Genomic DNA, 22,229 nt, shown 5'->3' with positions numbered 1-22,229 from the left:
CGCTCACGCCGGCCCTCACGCCGCCGCGGTGCCGCCCGGTCGCACCGTTCGCCGGCGGATTCTGCTGAGCCGGCGGCGGACCTTGCGCGTGAAACCGCGCAGCATGGCCTCGGCGGGGTCCTCGCGCCAGCCCGGGTAGGCCTTCGCCTCGCGGGGTTCGGCGAGGTAGACCCGGTCGGGGAGGCCGGCCGCCGCCGAGCCGTAGTGCGGGTAGGCCAGATAGAGCTGGGTGTTGCGCCGCTTCAGGACCGGGTCCGGCTTGCTCTTGGCCACGATGAACTCCAGGACGTCCGCCAGGAGGTCGGGGCGCTGCCGGGCCACCAGTTCCAGGCGCAGCCGTTCGTGGACCAGGAGGCGTTGGGCGACGCCCTCGTTCCAGTACGCGTCCATCAGGGGCTTGGCCAGTTCCAGCTTGGTGCGGCGGATCTCCTCGTCGTTGCGCAGGAAGACGGGCCCGAACTGTGGCAGCACGGTGACGAGGAAGGGGCGGACCATCAGCACGTCCCGTTTCGCGCCGGGCGGGACCAGCCGCTCCAGCAGGCCCATCAGGGCGCGCGCGGAGTCGAAGCGCAGGGTGTAGCTCCCGCTCTTCGTCACATGCTTGCCGTCGGTGCGGCCCACCAGGTAGTAGCAGGTGTAGTCGGCGACGACGGAGACTCCGTCGGCCCGCAGATACGCCTCCATCGTGAACAGCGCGTCCTCGCCGGTCCACAGGGACTCGTCGAAGCGCATGCCGTGGCGTTCCAGGAACTCCCGGCGGAACAATTTCTGCGCGCTGAGGGTGAACTTTATGTTCGAGGAGTAGACGTCCGTACGCTCGAGCGTCTCGCCCCACATCGACCTCGGCGGCTTGCGGTTGATGCCCTCGACCCGGCCGAGGACCACGTCCGTGCCATTGCGGTCGGCCATGGCGACCATGCGCTCCAGGGCCTCGGCGCCGAGCCGGTCGTCGGCGTCGAGGAAGAAGACGTACCGCCCGGTGGCCTGGGCGAGGCCGACGTTGCGGGGGCCGCTGGGGCCGCCGGAGTTCTCCTGCCGGATCACGGTGACGGACAGCGGCACGCGGGCGGCGAACTCCTCCAGGCACTCCCCGGTGCCGTCGCGGGAGCCGTCGTCGACGGCTATGACCTCCAGGCGCGCCGGGTCCAGGGTCTGCGCCTCCACCGATGCCAGGCATTCGACCAGGTACGGCATCGCTTCGTACGCCCCGATGATCACGGTGACGTCAGGCTGCGCAACGGACATTTTCCCTCTCACCACGCACCGGTTTCCGACAAGAACGCTCTGGATACCAGGTAGACGGAGGATGAACGGGGCGGGTTGCCTGGATTGCGACACGTGTTCCACATCACAGGATGCACGAAAAACCGGGCCCCCGGAGAGCGATCTCCGGGGGCCCGGCCTGAGGAAACACGGACGTCAGGCGGTTGTCACGCCCTTGGTCAGTTCCGCCTCGTCGTCCGGTGGACCGTCCGCCCCGCCGTCCGCGCCGCCGAGCGCCGCGCCCGCCAGGGAGCCGAGGCCCACGTTGCGCGCCTCGGCCTTCAGGGCGAGGTCGGTGACCGCGGTGTCGAACCGTTCCAGCGAGGTGGGCCGGTCGGGCCCGAGCAGGTACTCCTTGAGTTCCTTGCGGTCCTTGGCCAGCGGATCGCCGGCCGGGTCGCGGACCGCGTCCAGCAGCTGGTCCAGCTCGGCGGCGCCGTTGCCGAGGATCACGGCGGCGCGCACCGCGGTGTTCTGCCGCTTGAACTCCTCCGCGCCGAGCTCCGCGGAGTCGGTGACCGCGTACGGCTTGCCGCTCGCGATGAAGTCGGAGACCACGCTGGAGATGTCGGAGACCATCGCCTCGGAGGCGTTGAAGCAGTCGTACAGCCGGGGTTCGGCGCCGGTGACCACCCGGTGCTCGAAGGTGGGGAAGGAGCTCCAGTAGGTCTCGTTCCACGCGGCGCGCAGCCGGGCGGCCTCCTGGTGCTTGCGGACGTCGACGATGCCGTCGCGGCTGGTCACGGCCTCGTCGGCGCGCTCGTCGAAGGCCAGCGAGAGGCTGTCCAGCCGGGCCTTGAGCCGGGTCAGCTCGGTCTTGGCCTTGGCCTGGGCCGCCCGGTCCGCGGTGAACCGGGAGTCCTCCGCGCGCTGGGCTGCGGCCTTCTTGATCAGGGCGATGATCCGCCGGTGGGCGGCGCCGGCCTTGGCGTTGCGCATGCCCGTGAACGGGTGCGGCTTGTACACGACACGGACCGGCGGCTCGGCCTCGACCAGCTTGCGCACGATGTTCTCGCCGGCCAGCAGGAGCGAGGTGTTGCCCGGACTGTCGTCCCAGCCCTCCCAGGTGGGCGCGTAGAGGATCGTCGGGATGCGGTCGGCCGGGATGCCGTCCGACGCCCGGATCGGCGCGAGCTGCGGGCGGCCGACCTCCACGATGTCCTCGTCGCGGATGCCGACGTCGGCGATGGCGTAGCGGTCGCGGCCCGCGCGGCCCGCGGTCCACACCTCGTCGTAGACCTTGCTGAACGGGTTGACGCTGGCGACCTTGTCGCTGTCGCCGTGGCCGATGAAGACGTGCTTCATGGTCGGCACGCGCAGCAGGTGGATGTTCTTGCCGACGTTCGCGCAGTACAACGCGACCCGCACCATGGACAGGTCCATGTTCATCAGGTGCACCCCCCCGGGCACGCAGATGACAGGGACGGAGGTGGGCGCCATCCGCTCCAGGATGACGCGCTCGCGCAGGATGACCAGCGGCCGGGCCTCCATCTGCTCCAGCGTCTCCAGCCACATGTTGACCTGGTAGGCGGAGTCGTCGGAGCCGGAGAAGTACAGCACCGTCTGCGGCCGGTACTCGCGCAGCCAGGCGCTGACCGTGTCCAGGACCTTGCCGGCCTTCGGCGGCAGCCGCCTGGCCCGCAGGTGCGGCACGAGCGCCAGGACGTACAGCGCGCCCAGGCCCAGGGTGACGGCGATGCCGACGTACCCCGGGAGCACCTCGACCGAGCCGGAGCCGGAGTCGCTGAAGGCGCACACGAGCAGGCCCACGACGGCGGCGAGGTCGAGGTGGAGCATCTTCACGGTGGCCCGGTTCAGCAGCAGGCGCGGCGGGGCGTCCGGTATGGCCAGCCGGGAGGCCAGGTCGACGTTCCTGGTCACGACCGGCATCTGGCGGCGCTTGCCGATCAGGGTGATCAGCGCGCCGTGCGGAGCCTGCAGACCGAAGAACACCGTGAAGCACGCGATCGCCGCGTAGAAGACCGGCTCCTGGGAGAGGTCGAGTCTCGCCAGCAGCAGGATCAGCAGCAGCTCGCGGACGAGGAACCGGGTGGACAGACCGGCCCGCACCTTGGACAGGAGGCCGATGAGGCGACTGCCCTTGCGGTGGAGGTAGAGGTCCGCCAGGTACGTCACGGCGGCCGCGGCGGCGAAGGCGGGGGCGCTCGGCACGAGCGCGGCCGCCATGAGGCCGGGGTAGCCCAGCATCATGAGGACCGCTGCGGCCAGTTCGGCCGCGCTGCCCACCCGGGCTACGCGAATAGCGGTGGATATCACGGAGAAACCTGCTCTGGGAGGGGGCCGGTCATAGGTACTTAAAAGTCCGGAAAATCCTTTTTGAAGGTTTCGGGAGTTTTACGGATTCAGGCCTCCGTGAATTCTCCGTAAACGGGGAGCCACAGAGGCCTGAAAAATCGATGGCTATTTGGTCACGATTATGCCACGCCGTTCTGTCGGTCCAGTACGTCGGCCAGCGCCTGCTCGAAGCCGGACGCCTTGCCGGCGGCCGCCGTCGGGTCCTGCTGGCGGACGTCGATGACATGGCCCGTGAGCTCGGAGAGCAGCACGTCGAGCGAGGTGCGGGCGACCGCCTCGGAGGAGAGCAGACTGCCCGCGGGCTCCTGGCCGAAGGCCTTGGTGCGCATCGGCGTCGCCGTGCGTTCCGGGTTGACGCAGTTCACCCGGATGCCGTCACCGGCCCACTCGTCGGACAGGGCCTGGGTGAGGTTCACCATGGCGGCCTTGGTCGAGGAGTAGAGGCTGTACTCGGCCCGGCCGCGGGTGTAGCTGCTGGAGGTGTACAGCAGCAACTGGCCCTTCGTCTCGGCGAGATACTTGTAAGCCGAACGTGCGATCTGCACCGGTGCCAGGTAGTTGACTTTCAGCGCTTCCTCGATGGTCGCGTTGTCCGTCTCCGCCAGCTTTCCGATGCGCAGCACGCCCGCGGTGTTGACGACGTAGTCGATGCGCCCGGTCTCGCTGTAGGCCTTCGACAGGGCGTCGTCGACCTCCTCCGGGTTCTCCACGTGCGTGCCGGTGGTGGACCGGCCCAGGGCGTAGACCTTGGCGCCGTGCGCCTCGGCGAGTTCGGCGATGTCCTTGCCGATGCCGTACGAACCGCCGAAGACGACCACGGTCCGGCCGGTGAGCAGTTCGCGGTAGACCTCCTCGCCGTTCTGCTCGGGGGTGGCGGAGGAGGCCAGCTGGAAGAGCTTGTCGGCGATGAAGACGTCGACGGGCTGGGTCACCTTCATGTTGTACTCGTCGCCCGCCACGACGTGGATCGGCACGTCCGGCAGGTAGCGCAGCACGACGGTGCAGTCGTCCGTGGCCTGGAAGTTGGGGTCGCCCGCCGCCACCTCGTAGGCCCGGCGGATGGTGGACAGCTTGAACGCCTGCGGGGTCTGGCCGCGGCGCAGCCGGGAGCGGTCCGGGATCTCCGTGATGAACTCGCCGTCCTCGCCGTGCGTGCGCGTGACGATGATGGTGTCCGCGGACGGGATGGCCACGTCGACCGCCTGGTAGCGCTCAAGCGCAGCGACGCAGTCGTCGATGACGCGCTGCGAGAGCAGGGGGCGCACGGCGTCGTGGAAGAGGACGTTGAGGTCCTCGCCGTCGGCCAGCCCCTCGCCCAGGGCGGCGATGGCGCGCTCGGTGGTCTCGTTCCGCGTGGAACCGCCCTCGATGATCGCCCGGACCTTCCGGAACCCGGCCTTGGACACGATCTTCTCGACGTCCGGCACATAGCCCGGGGCCATGAGCACGATGATGTCGTCGACCGAGTCGGCGTTCTCGAAGGTGGTCAACGTGTGCTCGATGACTGCCTTGCCGGCGATCTTCAGCAGCTGCTTGGGAATCGACAGACCCACGCGCTGGCCGGTGCCACCGGCCAGGATCACTGCGGTGGTACGGGGCTTGGCTATCAGCTGGGACACAGAAGACCTACCTTGAGACGACAGGGACGCGGAAATGGTCCCACTTGCGGTTACCGCGATGCAAGGTGAGTGCCGTTCGCTGCAAATGTGTACGCAACCTGGCATTCACCTTGCGTCGCTGACGATGCCGAGACACCGATGCGGCTTCCCAGGGAAGCTCCCGGAAATCCTGTGAGTAACTCCACAGGGGTAACGCATTGCCGAGAGTGACATGTGCCGTGACATGTGTAGCGGCATGTGCGGCACATGTGTGACGTGGCTGACTCTAACGGCTGCGGAGAGGTGTCAGCGCCGCCGCAGCCGTTTGAGGCAGCGGTGCCCGAGCACCCGCACGAGTTCCTTCGACGAGGTCTGGTGCACCGGGCGGGCCGAGGCCCCGCCCGGCCCTGCGGCCACCGCCGCGAGCGCTCCGTACAGGGCGTGTGCGGCCACCTCGGGAGCGATACGGGCCTCCCCGGCCGGCTCCCCGGCCCACTCCCCCGCTCGCTCCCCGTTGCGCTCTGCGGCCGGCTTCGCCGCGGGCTCGGGCACGGCGGACAACAGCCTTGGATCGCCGATCACTTGCACGCCCGTCAGCGCAATCCGATCGGCCATCCGGGCGCCGATCTCGGCGGCCGCCCGAACCGCCCAGCGGGGTGTGGATATCTTCACATCCCGAGGCGTGGGGCTACATATGTTCTTCATATGGATGACCGCGCCGTTGCGCACCAGCCTGGAATAGAGCTCATCGGGAAGTCCATTACTGCGGAATTCCTTGTTGAGACTCCTCAGCATTTCGGTCTCGGCCAGCGTGAGAGAGCGATTCGCGGTGTCCGGAACAGGCTGCAGAAGATTCCGCGGCAGTCCTAACAGCGCCTCGAAGGTGCGCATCAGCCCGCCCCGGTCCCGGTCGTCGACCACGACGACGGTGACCCGCTCGGCGCCGACCGCCCGCACCCACCGCTCGACCAGCCGGTCGTGCCGGTGCCGACGCCAGAAGCTGGGGTTGGGCTTGTCGTAGGGGGCCTTGCGGAGCATGTGCTCCAGCCATTCCTCGTAGCCCATGCGCAGACCGTTCTGCACGTACTGCTGCCACTGCGAGGGCATGATCTTCGCCAACGGGCGTACGGTGACCAGGACATGGACCCGCTCCCCGCCGAGCTGCTCGACGATCCGTTCGATCGTCGCGTCGTCCGGGGCGTCGGCGAAGAACTCGCTGCTGATCACGGAGGTCCGGCTGCCGGAGGCGTGCACCTGCTCCACGAGCCGCGTCCAGTGCCGCTCGGTGGGCCGGGCGTCGCCGATCATCCCGGTCCGGGCGCAGGCGGCCAGCACGGCCTGCATGGGGTGTCTGCTGCGCGCCGGGAACTCGACGCCGTACGCCGGCAGCTTCTCCTTCGCCGCGAACAGGGCGCCCTGGATCGAGGTCGTCCCGGTTTTGTGCGGGCCTATGTGCAGCAGGCGCGTGCCGGGCGGCAGCGCGGAGAGCTTCGCGGGGGCCGCGGCGTCATTGCTCGTACAGTCCGTCTCCATGGTCAATGGACGGTAAGAGGACTTCCTTGGCGGACGCTGAGAGAACCCTTGGCCGCAGATGAGTCCCGGGCTCCGGTCAGCGGTTTTTCCGGCCGGGATTTTCCCACCGGCCCGCCTTCGCGGCCTTCGCCCGCCTCCGAACAGCCGACGAGGCCGCCCCCTGTGGGAGACGGCCTCGTCGGGGCACGGACATCAGAAGGGCTCGAAGCCCTCGAACTCCTGAGTCGCCTCGTCGCGTTCGGCCTGCTTGTCCCGGCGGCGCTGGGTCGCGGGACGCGGCTCCTCGAAACGGTGGTCCTCGCCGCGGCGGCCGAGCATCTCGGCGCCGGCCGTCAGGGACGGCTCCCAGTCGAAGACGACCGCGTTGTCCTCGGGGCCGATGGCCACGCCGTCGCCGCCGCGGGCGCCCGCCTTCATCAGCGCGTCCTCCACACCGAGGCGGTTGAGCCGGTCGGCGAGGTAGCCGACGGCCTCGTCGTTGTTGAAGTCGGTCTGCCGCACCCAGCGTTCGGGCTTCTCGCCCCGGACGCGGAACAGGCCGTCCTCCTCCAGCGTGACGGTGAAGCCGGTGTCGTCGACCGCCTTCGGACGGATGACGACCCGGGTCGCCTCCTCCTTCGGCTTGGCCGCGCGCGCCGCGCCCACCATCTCGGCGAGGGCGAACGACAGCTCCTTCAGGCCCATGTGGGCCACCGCGGACACCTCGAAGACGCGGTAGCCGCGCTCCTCCAGCTCCGGGCGGACCATCTCGGCGAGGTCCTTGCCGTCCGGTACGTCGATCTTGTTCAGCACCACGAGCCGCGGCCGGTTGCCGAGACCGCCGTACTGCTTGAGCTCCTCCTCGATGATGTCGAGGTCGGAGAGCGGGTCGCGCTCGGACTCCAGGGTCGCGGTGTCCAGCACATGCACGAGCACACTGCACCGCTCGACATGGCGCAGGAACTCCAGGCCGAGGCCCTTGCCCTGGCTGGCGCCCGGGATCAGGCCCGGCACGTCGGCGATCGTGTAGACCGTGGAGCCGGCCGTGACGACGCCCAGGTTCGGGACGAGGGTGGTGAACGGGTAGTCCGCGATCTTCGGCTTGGCGGCGGACAGCACGGAGATCAGCGACGACTTGCCGGCGCTCGGGTAGCCGACGAGAGCCACGTCCGCGACCGTCTTCAGCTCCAGGACGATGTCCTGGAGGTCGCCGGGCACACCGAGCAGCGCGAAGCCGGGCGCCTTGCGGCGGGCCGAGGCCAGCGCCGCGTTGCCGAGGCCGCCGCGGCCGCCCTGGGCGGCGACGTAGGACGTCCCGTGCCCGACCAGGTCGGCCAGCACGTTGCCGGCCTTGTCCTGGATCACGGTGCCGTCCGGGACCGGCAGGATCAGGTCCTGGCCGTCCTTGCCGGAGCGGTTGCCGCCCTCGCCGGGCTTGCCGTTGGTGGCGCTGCGGTGAGGCTTGTGGTGGTAGTCGAGGAGCGTGGTGATCGACTGGTCGACGACCAGGATCACATCGCCGCCACGGCCGCCGTTGCCCCCGTCGGGGCCACCGAGCGGCTTGAACTTCTCACGGTGGACGGAGGCACAGCCGTGGCCTCCGTTACCCGCGGCGACATGCAGTTCGACGCGGTCCACGAAGGTGGTCATGTGGGTGCCTCCAGCACTACGAAAACGTCAGGGTCCGGACGAAGAACGTCGGGGGTCCAGCTATTGCTCTGTCTACTGCTCTAACACGCGAAAGGCGGACCCGCCTTCCCGGAAGGGAAGTGAGGTCCGCCTCGCGAAATGTTCGGTCTGTGTCTAAGCCCTGGGCTCAGGCAGCGACCGGAACGATGTTCACGACCTTGCGGCCACGGTGGGTGCCGAACTGCACCGAACCGGCCTCGAGGGCGAACAGCGTGTCGTCGCCACCGCGGCCGACACCGGCGCCCGGGTGGAAGTGGGTGCCACGCTGGCGGACCAGGATCTCACCCGCGTTGACGACCTGACCGCCGAAGCGCTTCACGCCGAGCCGCTGGGCATTGGAGTCGCGACCGTTCCGGGTGGACGATGCGCCCTTCTTGTGTGCCATGTCTCCTCAGTCCCTTACTTCGCAGCCGCGGGGATCTCAGTGACCTTGATCGCCGTGTACTGCTGGCGGTGGCCCTGACGACGGCGGTAGCCGGTCTTGTTCTTGTAGCGAAGGATGTCGATCTTGACACCCTTGTGGTGGTCCACGACCTCGGCCTGGACCTTGATGCCGGCCAGCACCCACGGGTCGCTGGTCACAGCGTCGCCGTCGACAACGAGCAGGGTCGAGAGCTCGACCGTGTCGCCAACCTTGGCAGTGGAAATCTTGTCAACCTCAACGATGTCGCCGACAGCAACCTTGTGCTGGCGACCACCGCTGCGCACGATGGCGTACACGCGGATCTCACTCTCTCGCTCTGGGACGGCATCCCCGCAGTCCAGCCACCCGGGAACGAACACGGGCGGCCTCTCCCGACCACCGAGGTACCGGTACCCGGGAGGAAGAGGGTTTACGAGGATGTGGCAGGTCAATCGACACGCCGAGGGTCAAGGCTACGGGGCCCGGCTTGAGGGGTCAAACCGGGCCCCGTGGCCTCAGTACTGCACGCTCAGCCGGGAAGCTGCATCTTCTCCGACTTCACGCCCCTGATCAGGTTCTCCAGTGCCTCGTCCGAGGGGCCCAGTCGGAACGCCCAGGCAGCCAGCAGGTACAGAACGCCGTCCTCGTCGATCCCCAGGAAGAACTCCGTCCCGACCTCCCCGAGGGGGAGGAACCGGCGGCCGAAGCGCTCGGACAGGTCCTCGAACCGGTCCTCCTCGCCCACGGCCAGTTCCGGATCGATCTCGAACGGCTCCCGGGCGCAGCTGACACCCGGCCCGCTGACGTCGACCGACAGACCGCCGAACTCCGCCAGGAACCCTTCGGCGGCCGCATGCCAGGACAGACCGGGAAGCAGCTCCTTCCAGGACTGGATGTCGGCCCGTCGACCGGGAAACCAGCCGGAGCGACGCAGCACGTCCTCCGCTTCGGATGAAAATCTCGGCATGTTCCTCATCATGTCAAGAACTCGATGTTCCAGTGCTCGACGAGCACCTTGCAGCTGTCGCACGGACCGATGCCCACCTGGAAGTTCTTGTTGGCCCTGGCCCGTCCCCGCACGGCGGCCGCAGAGGCTCCCGTGGGGTCCTGGCCCGAGTTCAAGGCCTGCGTGAGGCACTCCACCAAGCCGCATCCACCGTGGTTGTTGCCCTGGGCGTCGGCGGGGATGCTGTCGAGAACCGACTGCACCTGAGGATGCACGGCTCGATCCCCGACGCCTCCGTCGCTGTGCGCCATCAGCGGCTTCTGCTCGCCGATCTGCAGTGCCTCGATCACCTCGGGCCGCTTGCTGTTGGACATGTCCGCGACGCGATCCGCCTCGGCCATGACGGCTGCCACGGGGTCGTTCTCGGTACCGCAGTTGTGCACCAGCAGCGGAGTCGCCCCCGCGTGCACGTAGTACGTGTGCACATCCTCGACCGTCAGGTCGTGCGTGCGCTGACGCTCGTCGAAGGCTCGGACGGCCGTGAGTTCGACCGTGTCGCCGTTCGCCGCGTGCAGGCGCATGCCCGGCTTCAGGTCGCCGGCCTCGATCCAGGTCTGTGCGGACTCGGACCAGAAGGGGTGGGTCGTGGTGGAGACCAGCGACTCGGGCGCAGTCGACTCGCCCTTGATCGTCAGGTCGACGAAGTGCTTGTCGTCCTCGGTGACGATCGTGCCGACGACCTCGCGGACCGTCGTGCCACCCGTCTTCGGATCGGTGGCGGCGATCTTGTCGCCGAGCTTCACCTTCTCGATCGGCTTGGTCTTGCCGTCGGCGAGCAGGACCTTGGTGCCGGGCAGGAAGCTGTGCTTCCCGTTGACCGGGCAGGAACCGCTCTCCTCGTTCTTCTTCCGTTTCTTGAGGGCCTCGGCCGCCCGCTTCTTGGCGTCCTTGAGTTTGTCCCCGGCCTTGACCAGCCCCGCCTGGGCCTTGCTCACCGCCTTGCCGGCGTTCCACAGGCCCTTGACGCCGCCGATGAGATCGCCGACCAGGCCGGCGACCCGCTTGGCGAGCTTGATGCCCTTGGCCCAGTTCCAGGGGGCGCCGTACTTGGCGAGGATCTTGCCCGCCAGGCCGCCCGCGAAGCTGCCGGCGACGTTCAGCAGGGTCTCGCCGCAGGATCCGACGTCACCGGTGGAAATGCAGTCCAGGGCCGCGTCCACACCGAGGATGTCACGCGCGATCTTGACCAGGGCCTTGCCCGCGGACTTGATGCGCTGCTTGGCCGCGGACTGCTGCCCCTGGGCCTGCGAGACGTTACGGGAAGCCTGGTCGTAGTCCGACTGGGCCTGCTCCTCCTCGGTCTTCGGGAAGTACGGCTGGCCGCCTCTGCACTCGATCAGCCCCTCCCGGCATTCCGGGATGATCATGCCGCTGGGGTCGGCGTGCGTGACCGGCGAGTTGTTCGCGTACGCGTAGCCGTTGATCTGCTGTGGCTGCGTGTAGTCGATGACCGGGTCGGACGAGATGAACTTGCCGATCGTGGAGTCGTACTCCCGTGCGCCCAGGTGGGTCAGGCCGGTCGAGGCGTCGATCGTGCCGCCGACATAGCCCTTCTCACCGGGCCAGACCCCGACCTTGACGCCGCGATCCACGCCGTAGGGGTCGAAGCGGCGCTGGGAGATCACGCCGGTCGCAGCGTCGATCGCCAGCTCGCCCGTGCCGTGGTGGTCGGCGGCCGTGAAGGACACCTTCGCGGCGCTGCGGACGGCGACGGTCTGGCCGACGAACTCGTAGTAGCGGGTCGTCTCCTTCTTGGTGCCGTCGGCCGACAGCTTCAGCTCGGTGCCGGGCAGGTAGACCGTCGTACCCGAGGGGTCCTTGCGCACCAGGCGGTTGCCGGAACCGTCGTAGACGTAGCTCGTCTTCGAGCCGTTCGCCTCGGTGACCTCGGTCGGCTTGCCCTGGATGTTCCACGCCAGGGACTGGGCGTTGCCGCCGATGACGCGCTTGGTGGTGTTGCCCGCGTCGTCGTACTCGTACGACGACTGCCGGGCGCCGGTCGGGGTCTGCTCGGTGACCTTGGTGACCTGGTGCGGTCCGTCGCCGAGCACGCCCGCGCCGCCGTACTCGTAGCTGCGGGTGATGTTGTTCGCCGCGTTCAGTGACGTGTCGTGGTTGACCTCGGACGTGCGGTTGCCGATCGCGTCCGTCTCGTACGACTTCCAGTACGGAGCCGGACCGCCCAGCGCGCTCGAACCGGCGGCGGAGTCACAGGCCGTGGGCCCGGTACCGTCCACCGGGGTGGTGGAGCCACGGGTTCCGGAACCTGCCGCAGTCGTCGCGGTGGCCGACGGCGTCCACGCGTCCTGCAGTCGCTGACGACTGTCGTAGGCGAAGCACTGCACATCCGGCGAAGCGGAGTTCGCCGTGTCCGCGATCGACAGGACGTTGCCCGCCTGGTCGTAGGAGTACCGCGAGTCCTTCGCCGGGGCGGTCGCACCGTAGACGTCGACCAGCGAACGGGTCAGCCGATCGGTGCCCTTCTCGTAGTTGTAGGTCTGCCAGACCTTCTTGCCGCTGCCGGTGCTCAGCTCCAGCTGCTGCACGAGGCTCTTGCCGGAGTAGACGGTGTTGGTGACGTACGAGGTGCTGCCCGTCATCGTCGTCGGACGCTGGAGGCTGTCGTACCCGTAGGTGAGCACCTCCGCCGGCAGATCGCCCATGGCCGGCAGGCCCGTGCTCTGCACGGTGCCGTCTCGGTTGTACGCGGCGCTGAACACGTAGGTGCCCGCCAGGGATCCCTGGGAGGCAGGGACCTGATAGGCGGTCTTCAGCGGGCGGTAGAACTCGTCCATGGACTGGACGGCGCTGGCGAAGTAGTCCGTCGGTGAGAGATAGCTGAAGTAGCCGTAGGCCTGCCCCAGCCAGCCCGCTTTGTCGTACCGGGTCTCGGTGAGTTTGGTGCCGGTGCCGGAGTCGCCCTGCCAGGTCGTCAGGACCCGGCTGAGGCTGTCGTAGACCGTGGTCACCTTCTGCTCACGGGCGTCGTACGTGACGCTCGGCCGGTCCAGCTCGTCGTACTCGGTGCGCGAGGTGCCCGCGTCCGGGTCGATCGACTTGGTCTTGCGGCCCAGCTGGTCGTACTCGTAGCGCCACACGTTGCCCTTGGCGTCCGTGACGGACTCCAGGTTGCCCGCCACGTTGTACGTGTACTTCGTCGAGTCGTAGGGCACGCCTGCGGCCGGTGACGCGCCGCGGTAGCTCCGGATCTCGCTGACGTTGCCCTGGCCGTTGGTGACCGTGGTGGTGGGCACGCCGCCGGTCGGCGGGTCGACGCTGGTCAGCTCACCGTTGTAGGTGGTCGTGGTCCGCCACTGCTCAGCGCCGGAGACGGCGAAGATCTGCGCGGTCGGCCGGCCCAGACCGTCGTACTCCATGAGGCTCTGCTGGCCGACCTGGCCGTTGCTGACGAGCAGCAGCTCCTCCGAGGCGGCTGCCGCCGCGTTGTACGTGGCATTGGTCTTTCTGACGTTGCCCGTGCCGTCGTACCACGTGTCGGCGACCATGCGCGTGCCGTCCACGCCCTCGGTCTGGATCTGGCGCGGCCTGAGCATGCTGTCGTACAGCTGGTACTCGGCGCCGTAGCTGCCGTCGTTCTCGATCTTCTCCGTCTTGATCGAGGTGACCTTGTCCTTGCGGACGTTGTACGAGTACTTGATGCTCGGCGTCTGGGTGGACGCCCGGTCCGCCAGCCAGACGGAGGTCAGCCGGCCCAGCGCGTCGTAGGCGAGTTCGGTCCGCTGGCCGTTGGGGTCGGTCTGACCGGTCGACATGCCCCAGGCCTGGGCGTAGTCGGTGATCGTGTTGTGGCCCAGGGCGTTGGTGACGGTCGTCTTCGACAGCAGGCCGTTGGTCTCGGTGTAGACGGTCTTCGTCTGCTCCGTCGTCGATACCTGCTTGGCGTCCTTCTGGGTCAGCGGTCGGCCGTAGGCGTCGTAGGTCGTCACGCCGGTGACCTGGTACGTGGCCGTGGTGCCGTTGTGCGACGTCAGCCGCTCGGTCTTCGTCGCGTCACCCTTGGTCGGGGTCGCTCCGAAGGCCCCTCCGTCGTAGGAGGTGCGCTCGTCCGCCAAAACCTGGGTCTTGCGGTCGGGCGTCGTCGCGCACTTCACGGACACGGACTCGCTGCGCGCGGGCAGCGCCAGGAAGTTCTTGGCCGTGTTGTCCGCGTACGTGGTGCGCGTGCAGGTGTCGTCCTTGGCGGTGGAGACGTCGCCCTGGTCGTCGACCGTCAGCACGCGGCCGGTGCCGTTCGCCGTGTCGTAGGTGGTGGTGGACTTCGTCTCCAGCCAGGTCCCGTCCGACTGCAGGTTGAAGCCACGTCCCGTCTGGGAGCGCACGATCACCGCATGGGTCGTGCCCCAGCTCGGGGTCTGGGTGGCCGTGTAGTGCTTCCACGGAGTCTGGATGGACTTGGCGACCAGCTTGGCGCCGTCGTAGGTGGCGACCTCCAGTTCCTGGCCGGTGAACTCCTCCTCGTCGGTGTACGAGGCTCCCGTGGAGTCCTTCACCGTGACCGAGCGCGTATTGCCGTCCGCGTCCTTGTCGCCGTCCATGCCCTGCATGAACGTGTAGTCGACGCGGGTCTTCTGCGCATCGGAGCTGCCGCTGGTGACCTTGACCTTGCCGTAGCCCTGCCAGCCGCCCCAGGTCAGGTACTTGGCGTCGGTGATGCCGTCCGGCTTCGCCTTCCGCCAGGCCGCGTCGCCCTGGTAGTCGTAACGCGTGACCATGCCGTCGCTGCCGCCGGTGCGGTCGGTCTCGATGACCGCCGACACGACGTACTTGTGGAACCAGTCCGTGATCGGGTCGGTGTAGCCCGGCGGGGCCCACTTCACCGGATAGCAGCGCTTGACCGACTCGCCCGGCTTGGGGAGCGAGGCCTTGGTGCAGTCGGTCGGCGCGTAGGTGACGTCGAGCTGCGCGCCCGTCTCGCTGAGGACCATCGAGAGGCGGAAGCGGTAGAACGGGGCGATGTTGTCGCCGATCGCGTCGACGCGGTTGGCGAGCTGCTCGCCGAACAGGTCGACGGACGGCAGCTTCACCGCCGTCCCGACGCGGCCCTCGTGCTCGATCTTCGACAGCCACAGCGTCTTGGAGTCGTCGCCGTTGTCCGTGAACAGGTGGGTGAGGCTCCAGGCGTCCACGTCCTGGTAGGTCGTGGCGTCCTTGCGCATCTGCGTGACGACCGACGTCAGCCGCTTCGTCGTGAAGAACGTCTGGACGGGCGAGGTGCACTTGGTGGCTGCCTTGCACTCCTGGTCGACCGGGACGTCCGGCCAGTAAGCAGCGTTCGCCTTCGTGCGCTTGCTCTCGGCGCAGTCGAAGTCGGCCGTGGGCAGGCAGCGTTCGGCGGTGTTGAAGACGACCCGGGCCGGAGCCTTCGCCGCGTAGGCACTGCCGTCCCGCTGACCGTAGTCGATCCGCTTCAGCCAGCCGCCGCGGTGGTACGCGGTGCCGTTGACGTCCGTCTTGCCGTTCAGCGCGTAGTAGTTGGTCTCACGGTCGTAGAAGTAGGACATCACGTTGCCGTGCGTGTCCTTCACGTAGTCCAGGCTCCAACGCCACGCCTGCTGGCAGTTGGCGCTGGTGAACGTCGCGTTGTAGCAGGGCTCACCAGCGTCGTCGCCGAAGACCGGAGCCGTCCAGACCGAGTTGGTCTCCTCGTTGCCCGTCGCCCAGCCCGGCAGCCGGTTCAGACCGAAGACGTACTCGGTCCCGTCGGAGGTCGTGACCTTCCAGTGCTCGCCCTTGTCGTCGGCGCTGCCCTCGTCGCCGTTGGTGGCGCCCGTCAGCCGCTCGACCTTGGAGCCGTCGTCGGAGGACATGTGCCACTTGCCGGTGGTGTCGTCCTTCACCAGCTCGCCGGCCGAGCCGTTGAGCATGATGGTCGCGTTCTCGAACGCCCAGCACTGCTCGCCGGAAGCGTCGTGACCGTCCTCGGAACAGGGCTTGTAGCGGCGCTCGATGTAGCCGGGGTCGTAGGAGAAGCCCTCACCGACCCAGGAACCCTGGTTGTTCGTCGCCGAGGTACGGCCGTCCGCCGACTGGGAGGAGTAGCCGAGGCCCACTGTGGGGGTCAGGCCGCCGGGAGTCGGGACGGACCGGAAGGGATAGTTCCAGTTGAATGCTCCGGACGAGGTGGCCACGCTCCAACTGGCCGACGGAGCGAGCGCCGTGGCCTTGTACGTGCCCTGCGCGCTGGAGGGGCCGGCGGCGACCGCGACCAGGGACGTCGCGGTGCCCGCCATCGTCGAGACGCCCTCGGCGGGGGCCGGTGCGGCGGTGACGTCTGCGGAGACGGTGCCCGTCTTCACGTCGTTCACCGTGGCGAGCGCCTTGGGCAGCTCGGGGCAGGCCTTGCTGCCCGGCGTGGCGACCGCGGCGCAGGCCGGGAGCTGGACCAGTTGGAGACGTGAGGCGTAGGAGCCGCCGAAGCCTTCGGCGAACTCCGAGTAGTCCACGGTCAGTCGGACCTTGGCGGCCTGGTCCTCGCCGTCGGCGCGCTCGACGCCGAGGAGGACTCCGGCGCCGAGCGTTGCGGCGCGCTGGGGGTCGAGGACGTCGACGCGCACCTTGTCGACGTCCAGTGCCTCGGCCTTGGCTTTGCCCTTGGCCGTCGTCTTGGCCTTGGGCTTGCCGACCGTGATCGGCAAGCCGCCGGCCTCCGCCGACGCCCCCAGCTTCACCTCGGCGCCGCCCTGCTTGGGCCACACCGCCTTGTCGAGGCCCTTGACCGCGGCCTTGCGCGCCGGGTCGGAGGGACGGGACTTCGCTTTCGCGGCGGACCCCTTGGCGGGATCCCCGTCGTCCTGGACGCCGGGACTGCTGGTGCGGCCCCGGTCGCCGTCGTCGAGCGCCAATGCCTGAACCGACGACGCAGACAGCGCGAGCGTAAGCCCGAGCACTGTCGCGGCATACGCCGGTCTGGGCATGCGGCGGCTCAGAGAGCGGCCACGCAAAAACATTCGGCAACTTCCTGATCGAAGGGAGAACGGAATGAAGGAGAACGGAATGAAAGAAAGGAGAAAGAAGCTGGTCGGCAGGACAGGTGTGCCGGGCCCTGAAAGGACCCGGCACACCTCAGAGCTGAGCTCCTGTCACATATCGCTGACGGCCGTCAGCGCGGCCATCTGCTGCACGGCGATCTGATCGGCGGCCCCGCTGTAGGCGCGGACTTCGTCGATCGCGCCGGCGAAGTACTCGCTCGCCCCGCGCAGCGAACGGCCCACCTGAAGGCCGCCGGTGGCGGACCACAGGGTGTTCTCCACGCCGTAGGCGCCGGCGACGAGCTGACCCTCCACGTACAGGCGGATCGAGTTGGCGAAGGCGTCGTAGACCACCGCCAGGTGCTGGCCGGAGCCACCGGTGTCGGGCAGTTCCTGGTCGTCGGCGAAGGTGACGATCGCGGGAGTGGCCACGTCCGACTTGGCGACCACGAGCTCCCACAGCCCGGTGCTCGCCTGGTAGCGGACCTGGAAGCGGTTCGCGTTGGCGCCCGGCAGGGACAGCACCGTCTGCGACTTCGCCGGGTCCAGCGAGGTGAGCTGGGCGCGGGCGGACACGGTGAAGCTGGTGTTGCCCACGACCGGGGCGGTCGCGGTGGACGCGTAGTCCCCGTCGCCGTCCAGGACCAGGTTGCCGTCGCCGACCAGGGCGGCCGGGTCGAACAGCGGGTCGAGGGGGCGGTAGATGGACGCGTTGCCCGCCAGGGTGAGGGCCTGGCCGCCGCCGGTCTCGGCGGAGGCGCCGTTGCTGGCGTCGTCGAGCTGCCAGTAGCCCTTGCGCGTCGGCTTGACGGTCATCAGCTCGGCGACCTCGGTCGCCAGGACGACGCGGTCGAAGACGCGGACCTCGGCGAGGTCACCGGTGAAGTTGTCGCGGTAGCCGCTCTTGGCCGTGGACCGGCCGATCTGCAGCGGACCGTACGACTTCCAGGTGGAGCGCCGTGCGACGGACGCCTTCAGGTCCTTGTTGATGTAGAGCTGGAGCTGCGGACCGCCGGTCTTCTGCGCGTCGTAGACGCCGGTGAGCAGCACCCATTGGTCCTTGACCACAGAGACTCCGGTGGAGACGGCCTTCCACTCGCCGAGCGAGTCCACGTCGTTGACCGGGACGGAGAACTTCCAGGTCTGCGCGGACGCGTCGTAGCCGAGGGTGAAGCCGGGCTCGCCGGTGCCGTCCTGGCTGATCACCGACATGTTCTTGTCGAGCGCGGTGGGCCGGACCCAGGCGCTGACGCTGAAGCTCTTGGCGGAGTCGAGCACGCTCTCGCTGGTGTCGAGGTAGGACTCGGCGGTGCCGTCGAATCGGGCCGCCTTGTCGGCCTTCCCGCCGGGACCGTCCACGCCGAACGTGACGGCACTGCCGGCGGTCGCCGAGTACTCGCCGCTCTCGTCGTGGGCCTCGCCGCCGGCCTCGTCGGCGAGGTTCCACTGGCCGACGACCGGCCGGCCCTCGGCCACCAGGAAGTCGTACGAGTTGCTGGAGGCGTGCGTCGCCTTGTCGATGGCGATCACCTCGAGCACATGCCGTCCGGCCCGGGTCGGCACCCACTGGGTGGAGACGGAGCCGCCTCCGGTGGCCGGGGTGAGGGTGGTCAGCGCGGCGCCGTCGAAGGAGTACTGGTACTTGACGACGTCGGTGTCCGGGATGGAGTCGTTCGGGTTCGGCGAGAAGGTGAAGGTGCCGTAGGTGCCCACGCCGTCGTGGTAGACGGTGTCGGACGGGTACTGCTTCGACAGCACGTTCGGCTTGCCCGGCCACGTCTTGTCGTAGATGAACTCGCAGCGCTGGGCGGGGTCGCCGTCCGAGCTCCACGGGCCGTTGCCGTCACCGTCGTTGGCGCGTGCGCTCCAGTAGATGACGGTGTTCTGCGGGATCACCGACTTGACGGTGTGCTCGAACTTGGTGTTGGTGGTCGGGGAGAGCGCGTCCTTCGTGATGTAGGTGTACGAGCCCGGGGTGGTCCCGCCCCACTCGATCTTGAACTCGACCTTCACCTTGTCGGTCTGGCCGTTGCCGTGGTCGGGGTCGCTCGCGATGGCCCGCAGCTTCGGCAGGGAGTCGACGTAGGGGCGGCTCGTGCCCCACTTGCACACGCCACCGGGGTCGGTGGACATGTCGGACGTCTTGATCTGCCGCGGCAGGTTGTTGTACGAGACGGACAGGTAGGCGTTGCCGCAGATCCGCTTCCACTCCGCGAAACGGGACTCGTCCGCCGCCCGCAGGCCCAGCGTCATCGAGTTCCAGCCGCCTGCCGCAGCCGCCGCGACCTCGCTGGTCAGCTCGGTGTTGGTCTTCAGATTGCTCTCGAAGTGCAGGTTGGCCTGGCTGGAGCAGGAGGTCGGGGAGATCGCCTTGTCGACGGTCCCGATGTGGTCGTCCCAGTCGTCCGAGGTGTTCGACCAGTTGCTGGACGAGTTGAGCGTGTAGTTCGCCCCGCCGATCCGGTAGAGCCGGATGGGCTCGGCGGTCGGGGTGGCGCTGTAGATGTGCTCGACGCGGGCGGAGAACGTCGCGCCCAGGATCTGCTTCCCCTTGTAGAAGGAGAGCGGCATCGTGAACATCACGCGGCGCGCGTTGACGCCGTTGCAGGAGACCGGGTTGTAGTCGGTCGGGCACTTGCCCACGCCCGCACTGCCCGAGTACTTCCAGTCCTGCTCGGTGGGCATCCCCGACATGACACCCGTCCACGCGGTGCGTGACGTGGTGCGCTGGATCGGGTCGATGACGACCGGGAAGACGGTGCCCGCGCCCTTCAGCAGCTTCTGGTCGGGGACCAGCCGCAGTTTGCCCTTGCCGACCTCGACACCGAGCGGGGCGACGCGGCCGCCACCGCCGGGGCCTTCGAGGGCGGGCTCGACGGCTGCCTCGGGTCCGGGCGTGGCCGTGGTGCTCGCGTCCGCGCCGGCCGAGGCGGCCTTCAGCGCCTTCGCGACGGCCTTGGGACCCTGCTTCCTGCTGACGGCCTCCTGTACGGCGGCCGAGTCCCACATCGTCGGCTTGCCCGCCTGGAACACGGTGCCGCCGACGACGGAGTCCTCCGCAAGGATCGCCCCGGAGGCGTCCTCGGTGACCTTCAGACCGTCGGTCGCCATGCCCAGATCGAGCTGGGCGAGCCTCGGATCGGCAGCCGCCTCCGGCGTCTTGACCACCAGCAGATGACCGAAGCCGTCCGCCTCGGCCCGCACCGTCAGATCGACGCCGGGCAGGGCGTCGACGTAGGTGGCGGTCTCCCCCTCGACCTTGGGCGCCGACAGCTTGCCGTACGGCCAGGTCAGGGCGAACTCACGGCCCGCCCGCTGCATCGTCACGAACGGCTTGCCCGCCTGACCGGCAGAGAACGTCAGATCCACGGTGGCGGCCTTCGGCCCCCAGCTGCCGTCCGACCGCTTCACCAGCGTGGCGTCGACCTTGACCCACTTGCCGCCCTGCACGGTGCGCACCGGCTCGGTGTACTCACGAGCGGTGAAGGTGCCGTCGGGCTCCGCGAAGATCTCCCGGCGCTCGGTGCGCAGCCCCACGACCTCGGTCTTCTTGCCGCTTTCCTTGGCGACCGCCATGGCCTGCTGCTCGGTCACCGTCGGCTGGTCGGCGGCGACCGGTGCCGGTCCCGCCGGTGCGCCGCCCGGCAGGACCGCCAGGGTCCCGGCCGTCACCGCACCGGTGACGGCAGCCGCGACGGCGGCACGCAGCAGCACGCCACGCCGTATCGGTCTCGGTCTCTGTGTGTCTGCGGACACGCGTCCACTCTCCCGTTTGGTCAGATCAGTTGCGTCAAGTTGTTTGCGAGAAGCCGGTCGTCCGTCGTGGGCTGTCATCGGACCGCCGTCCCGAAGGCGGCGCCGCCGGCGGGGATGCCGCCCTCACCGGGCTTCCACGTCTGGGTCGGCGGTCCGCCTGACGTCACGTTCCACGGGAAGCCGTGAACCGCGCGCCCGGCGGCCGGTCCGTAGGGCACGCCCACGTACAGCAGCGAGGGACTGGAGCCGAGGCCGAGGCCGGCGTACGTCCGGGCCGACGGCCCGGAGGGAATGCCGTTGCCCGGTTCGATCCACGCGTCCGAGGCGCCGGGCGCCCCGACCATCGGAAGGATCTGCACACCGCCGGCCTCCGGGGCCTCCTCGGTGGCCTCTTCGCCGGGAACGCCCACTGCGAGGCGCATCGTGGCCGCCGTGCTCACCACGTTGGTGGTGGTGTTCACCGCCGCGAGCTCCTGGCCGAAGAAGTCGCCGGGCTCGGCGTCTCCCTCGACGCCCTCGACGTTCTGGTCGACCCAGTTGAGCAGGACGACCGTGCCGTCGGCCTTGACGTGGTAGACGTGCACCGCTCCCGCGTCGACGGTGGTACCGAGGTCCTCCCCCGGCACTCCGACCGCGAGGACCGAGTCGGTGATGGTGGCCGCACCCGTCGGACGGTAGGGGGCCATCGCGAGGGCGGCGCCGTACCGGTCGTCGGTCTGGGCGGCCAGGTCCGGGTTCGTTCCGATGGTGCGGGCCTGGCCCATGCCGAAGAGCGGGTCGGGGATGCCGTTGGCGTTGATCGACGGCCTGAAGGCCACGACACCGCCGGCGAAGCTGACCGTTCCGATGCTCTCTCCGGGCGCGCCGACCACGAAGTGGCGGTCGGTGGCGGAGATCGAGGCCCCGAAACGGTCGTAGGGCTCGGCGTCCTCCCACACCCCGGTGGTGTCCTGGCCCACCGACGCGGCCTGGAAGTCGGTGCCGTAGACGTAGCCGATCACGCCGATGTCGGCGCCGGCCGCGCCGTCCTCGCCCGGAACTCCGATGACCAGGAAGGGGAATCCGGTGGTCGAGGTGCCGGCCGCGACCGCGTAGCCGAGCCAGTCGTCGGTCTCGGGGCCGCCGCCCAACGGCTGGGTCTCGCCCTGGATGAAGCCCCTGCTGTTGAACTCCGACCCGACGGCAGTCGTCGAGCCGTAGATCACCTGGACGTAGCCCGCGTCCTTGACGGTGCCGACGTCCTCGTACGGGATGCCGACGGCAAGGTCGCTGCAGCCGTCCTTGTTGGCGTCGTAGACCGCGAGCGAGAAGCCGAACTGGTCCCCGTCCTCGGGCGCGTCGGCCACGTTGGCGGTGTCCTGCGAGATCTCGACGACGCCCTTGCCGCCGCCGAGCACGACATGGACCAGGCCCGCCCGCGCATGGCCCGAAACGGTCGCGTCGGGATCGGCTATGGCCGTGTCCCGGACCCCGTCGCCGTTGAAGTCCGGCGAGGCGCCGGCCGTGCAGGCCACGGCCGCCACGGCCGGGGTGCCGGCGGCTCCGAGTCCGAGTCCGCACAGTGCTGTGATGAGTCCGGCGGCAACGATCCGCCAGGCCCTCCCCGTGTGCGGCACCTGTCTGCTGCCGGGTGCGGCGCAGCGCTGTGCCGCCACATGTCCGTATGCGGACATGGGTTCCCTCCCCGTGTTCTGTGG

Annotated in this window: 11 protein-coding genes; all 11 read right to left on the bottom strand. The window is 68.9% G+C overall.

Annotated elements, in window-relative coordinates; genetic code table 11:
- Positions 1 to 15 precede the first annotated feature (15 nt).
- Positions 16 to 1,245, bottom strand: a complete 1,230-nt coding sequence (locus ACWCPF_RS04780; protein ID WP_451043515.1) for a glycosyltransferase family 2 protein — start codon at positions 1,243 to 1,245, stop codon at positions 16 to 18.
- Positions 1,246 to 1,419: 174 nt separating this feature from the next.
- Positions 1,420 to 3,540: a hypothetical protein gene (locus ACWCPF_RS04775; RefSeq protein ID WP_451043514.1), complete on the bottom strand. Its 2,121-nt coding sequence runs from the start codon at positions 3,538 to 3,540 to the stop codon at positions 1,420 to 1,422.
- Between the two features lie 158 nt (positions 3,541 to 3,698).
- Positions 3,699 to 5,198 carry an SDR family NAD(P)-dependent oxidoreductase gene (locus tag ACWCPF_RS04770; protein ID WP_451043513.1) on the bottom strand — a complete coding sequence of 500 codons (1,500 nt, stop codon included), beginning with the start codon at positions 5,196 to 5,198 and terminating at the stop codon, positions 3,699 to 3,701.
- A gap of 285 nt (positions 5,199 to 5,483) precedes the next feature.
- Complete coding sequence (locus ACWCPF_RS04765) at positions 5,484 to 6,710, bottom strand: hypothetical protein (protein WP_451043512.1); 1,227 nt, start codon at positions 6,708 to 6,710, stop codon at positions 5,484 to 5,486.
- A gap of 192 nt (positions 6,711 to 6,902) precedes the next feature.
- Positions 6,903 to 8,339 (bottom strand): GTPase ObgE, encoded by a 1,437-nt coding sequence (gene obgE, locus ACWCPF_RS04760; RefSeq protein ID WP_451043511.1) that lies wholly within the window; start codon positions 8,337 to 8,339, stop codon positions 6,903 to 6,905.
- Positions 8,340 to 8,505: 166 nt separating this feature from the next.
- The gene (gene rpmA / locus ACWCPF_RS04755; protein ID WP_363168531.1) at positions 8,506 to 8,763 is read right to left on the bottom strand and encodes a 50S ribosomal protein L27; all 258 of its coding nucleotides are present in this window, start codon (positions 8,761 to 8,763) and stop codon (positions 8,506 to 8,508) included.
- Positions 8,764 to 8,777: 14 nt separating this feature from the next.
- A complete protein-coding gene (gene rplU / locus ACWCPF_RS04750) occupies positions 8,778 to 9,098 on the bottom strand; it encodes a 50S ribosomal protein L21 (RefSeq protein WP_007381993.1) in 321 nt (106 codons plus the stop codon).
- Positions 9,099 to 9,310: 212 nt separating this feature from the next.
- Positions 9,311 to 9,748 carry an SUKH-3 domain-containing protein gene (locus ACWCPF_RS04745; RefSeq protein ID WP_451043510.1) on the bottom strand — a complete coding sequence of 146 codons (438 nt, stop codon included), beginning with the start codon at positions 9,746 to 9,748 and terminating at the stop codon, positions 9,311 to 9,313.
- Positions 9,749 to 9,756: 8 nt separating this feature from the next.
- The gene (locus tag ACWCPF_RS04740; RefSeq protein WP_451043509.1) at positions 9,757 to 16,650 is read right to left on the bottom strand and encodes a polymorphic toxin-type HINT domain-containing protein; all 6,894 of its coding nucleotides are present in this window, start codon (positions 16,648 to 16,650) and stop codon (positions 9,757 to 9,759) included.
- A gap of 237 nt (positions 16,651 to 16,887) precedes the next feature.
- Positions 16,888 to 20,490 carry a LamG domain-containing protein gene (locus tag ACWCPF_RS04735; RefSeq protein ID WP_451043508.1) on the bottom strand — a complete coding sequence of 1,201 codons (3,603 nt, stop codon included), beginning with the start codon at positions 20,488 to 20,490 and terminating at the stop codon, positions 16,888 to 16,890.
- Positions 20,491 to 20,606: 116 nt separating this feature from the next.
- Positions 20,607 to 22,205, bottom strand: a complete 1,599-nt coding sequence (locus tag ACWCPF_RS04730; protein ID WP_451043507.1) for a VCBS repeat-containing protein — start codon at positions 22,203 to 22,205, stop codon at positions 20,607 to 20,609.
- Positions 22,206 to 22,229 lie beyond the last annotated feature (24 nt).

This window comes from Streptomyces sp. NPDC001858 (assembly GCF_053594615.1).
Note: the sequence above shows the minus strand (reverse complement) of the source record. Positions and strands in the feature narration are given on the sequence as shown.

Coding starts and splice junctions, on each gene's coding strand:
- ACWCPF_RS04780 (WP_451043515.1), bottom strand. CDS start 1,245: ATGTCCGTTGCGCAGCCTGACGTCACCGTGATCATCGGGGCGTACGAA.
- ACWCPF_RS04765 (WP_451043512.1), bottom strand. CDS start 6,710: ATGGAGACGGACTGTACGAGCAATGACGCCGCGGCCCCCGCGAAGCTC.
- obgE (WP_451043511.1), bottom strand. CDS start 8,339: ATGACCACCTTCGTGGACCGCGTCGAACTGCATGTCGCCGCGGGTAAC.
- rpmA (WP_363168531.1), bottom strand. CDS start 8,763: ATGGCACACAAGAAGGGCGCATCGTCCACCCGGAACGGTCGCGACTCC.
- ACWCPF_RS04745 (WP_451043510.1), bottom strand. CDS start 9,748: ATGCCGAGATTTTCATCCGAAGCGGAGGACGTGCTGCGTCGCTCCGGC.
- ACWCPF_RS04730 (WP_451043507.1), bottom strand. CDS start 22,205: ATGTCCGCATACGGACATGTGGCGGCACAGCGCTGCGCCGCACCCGGC.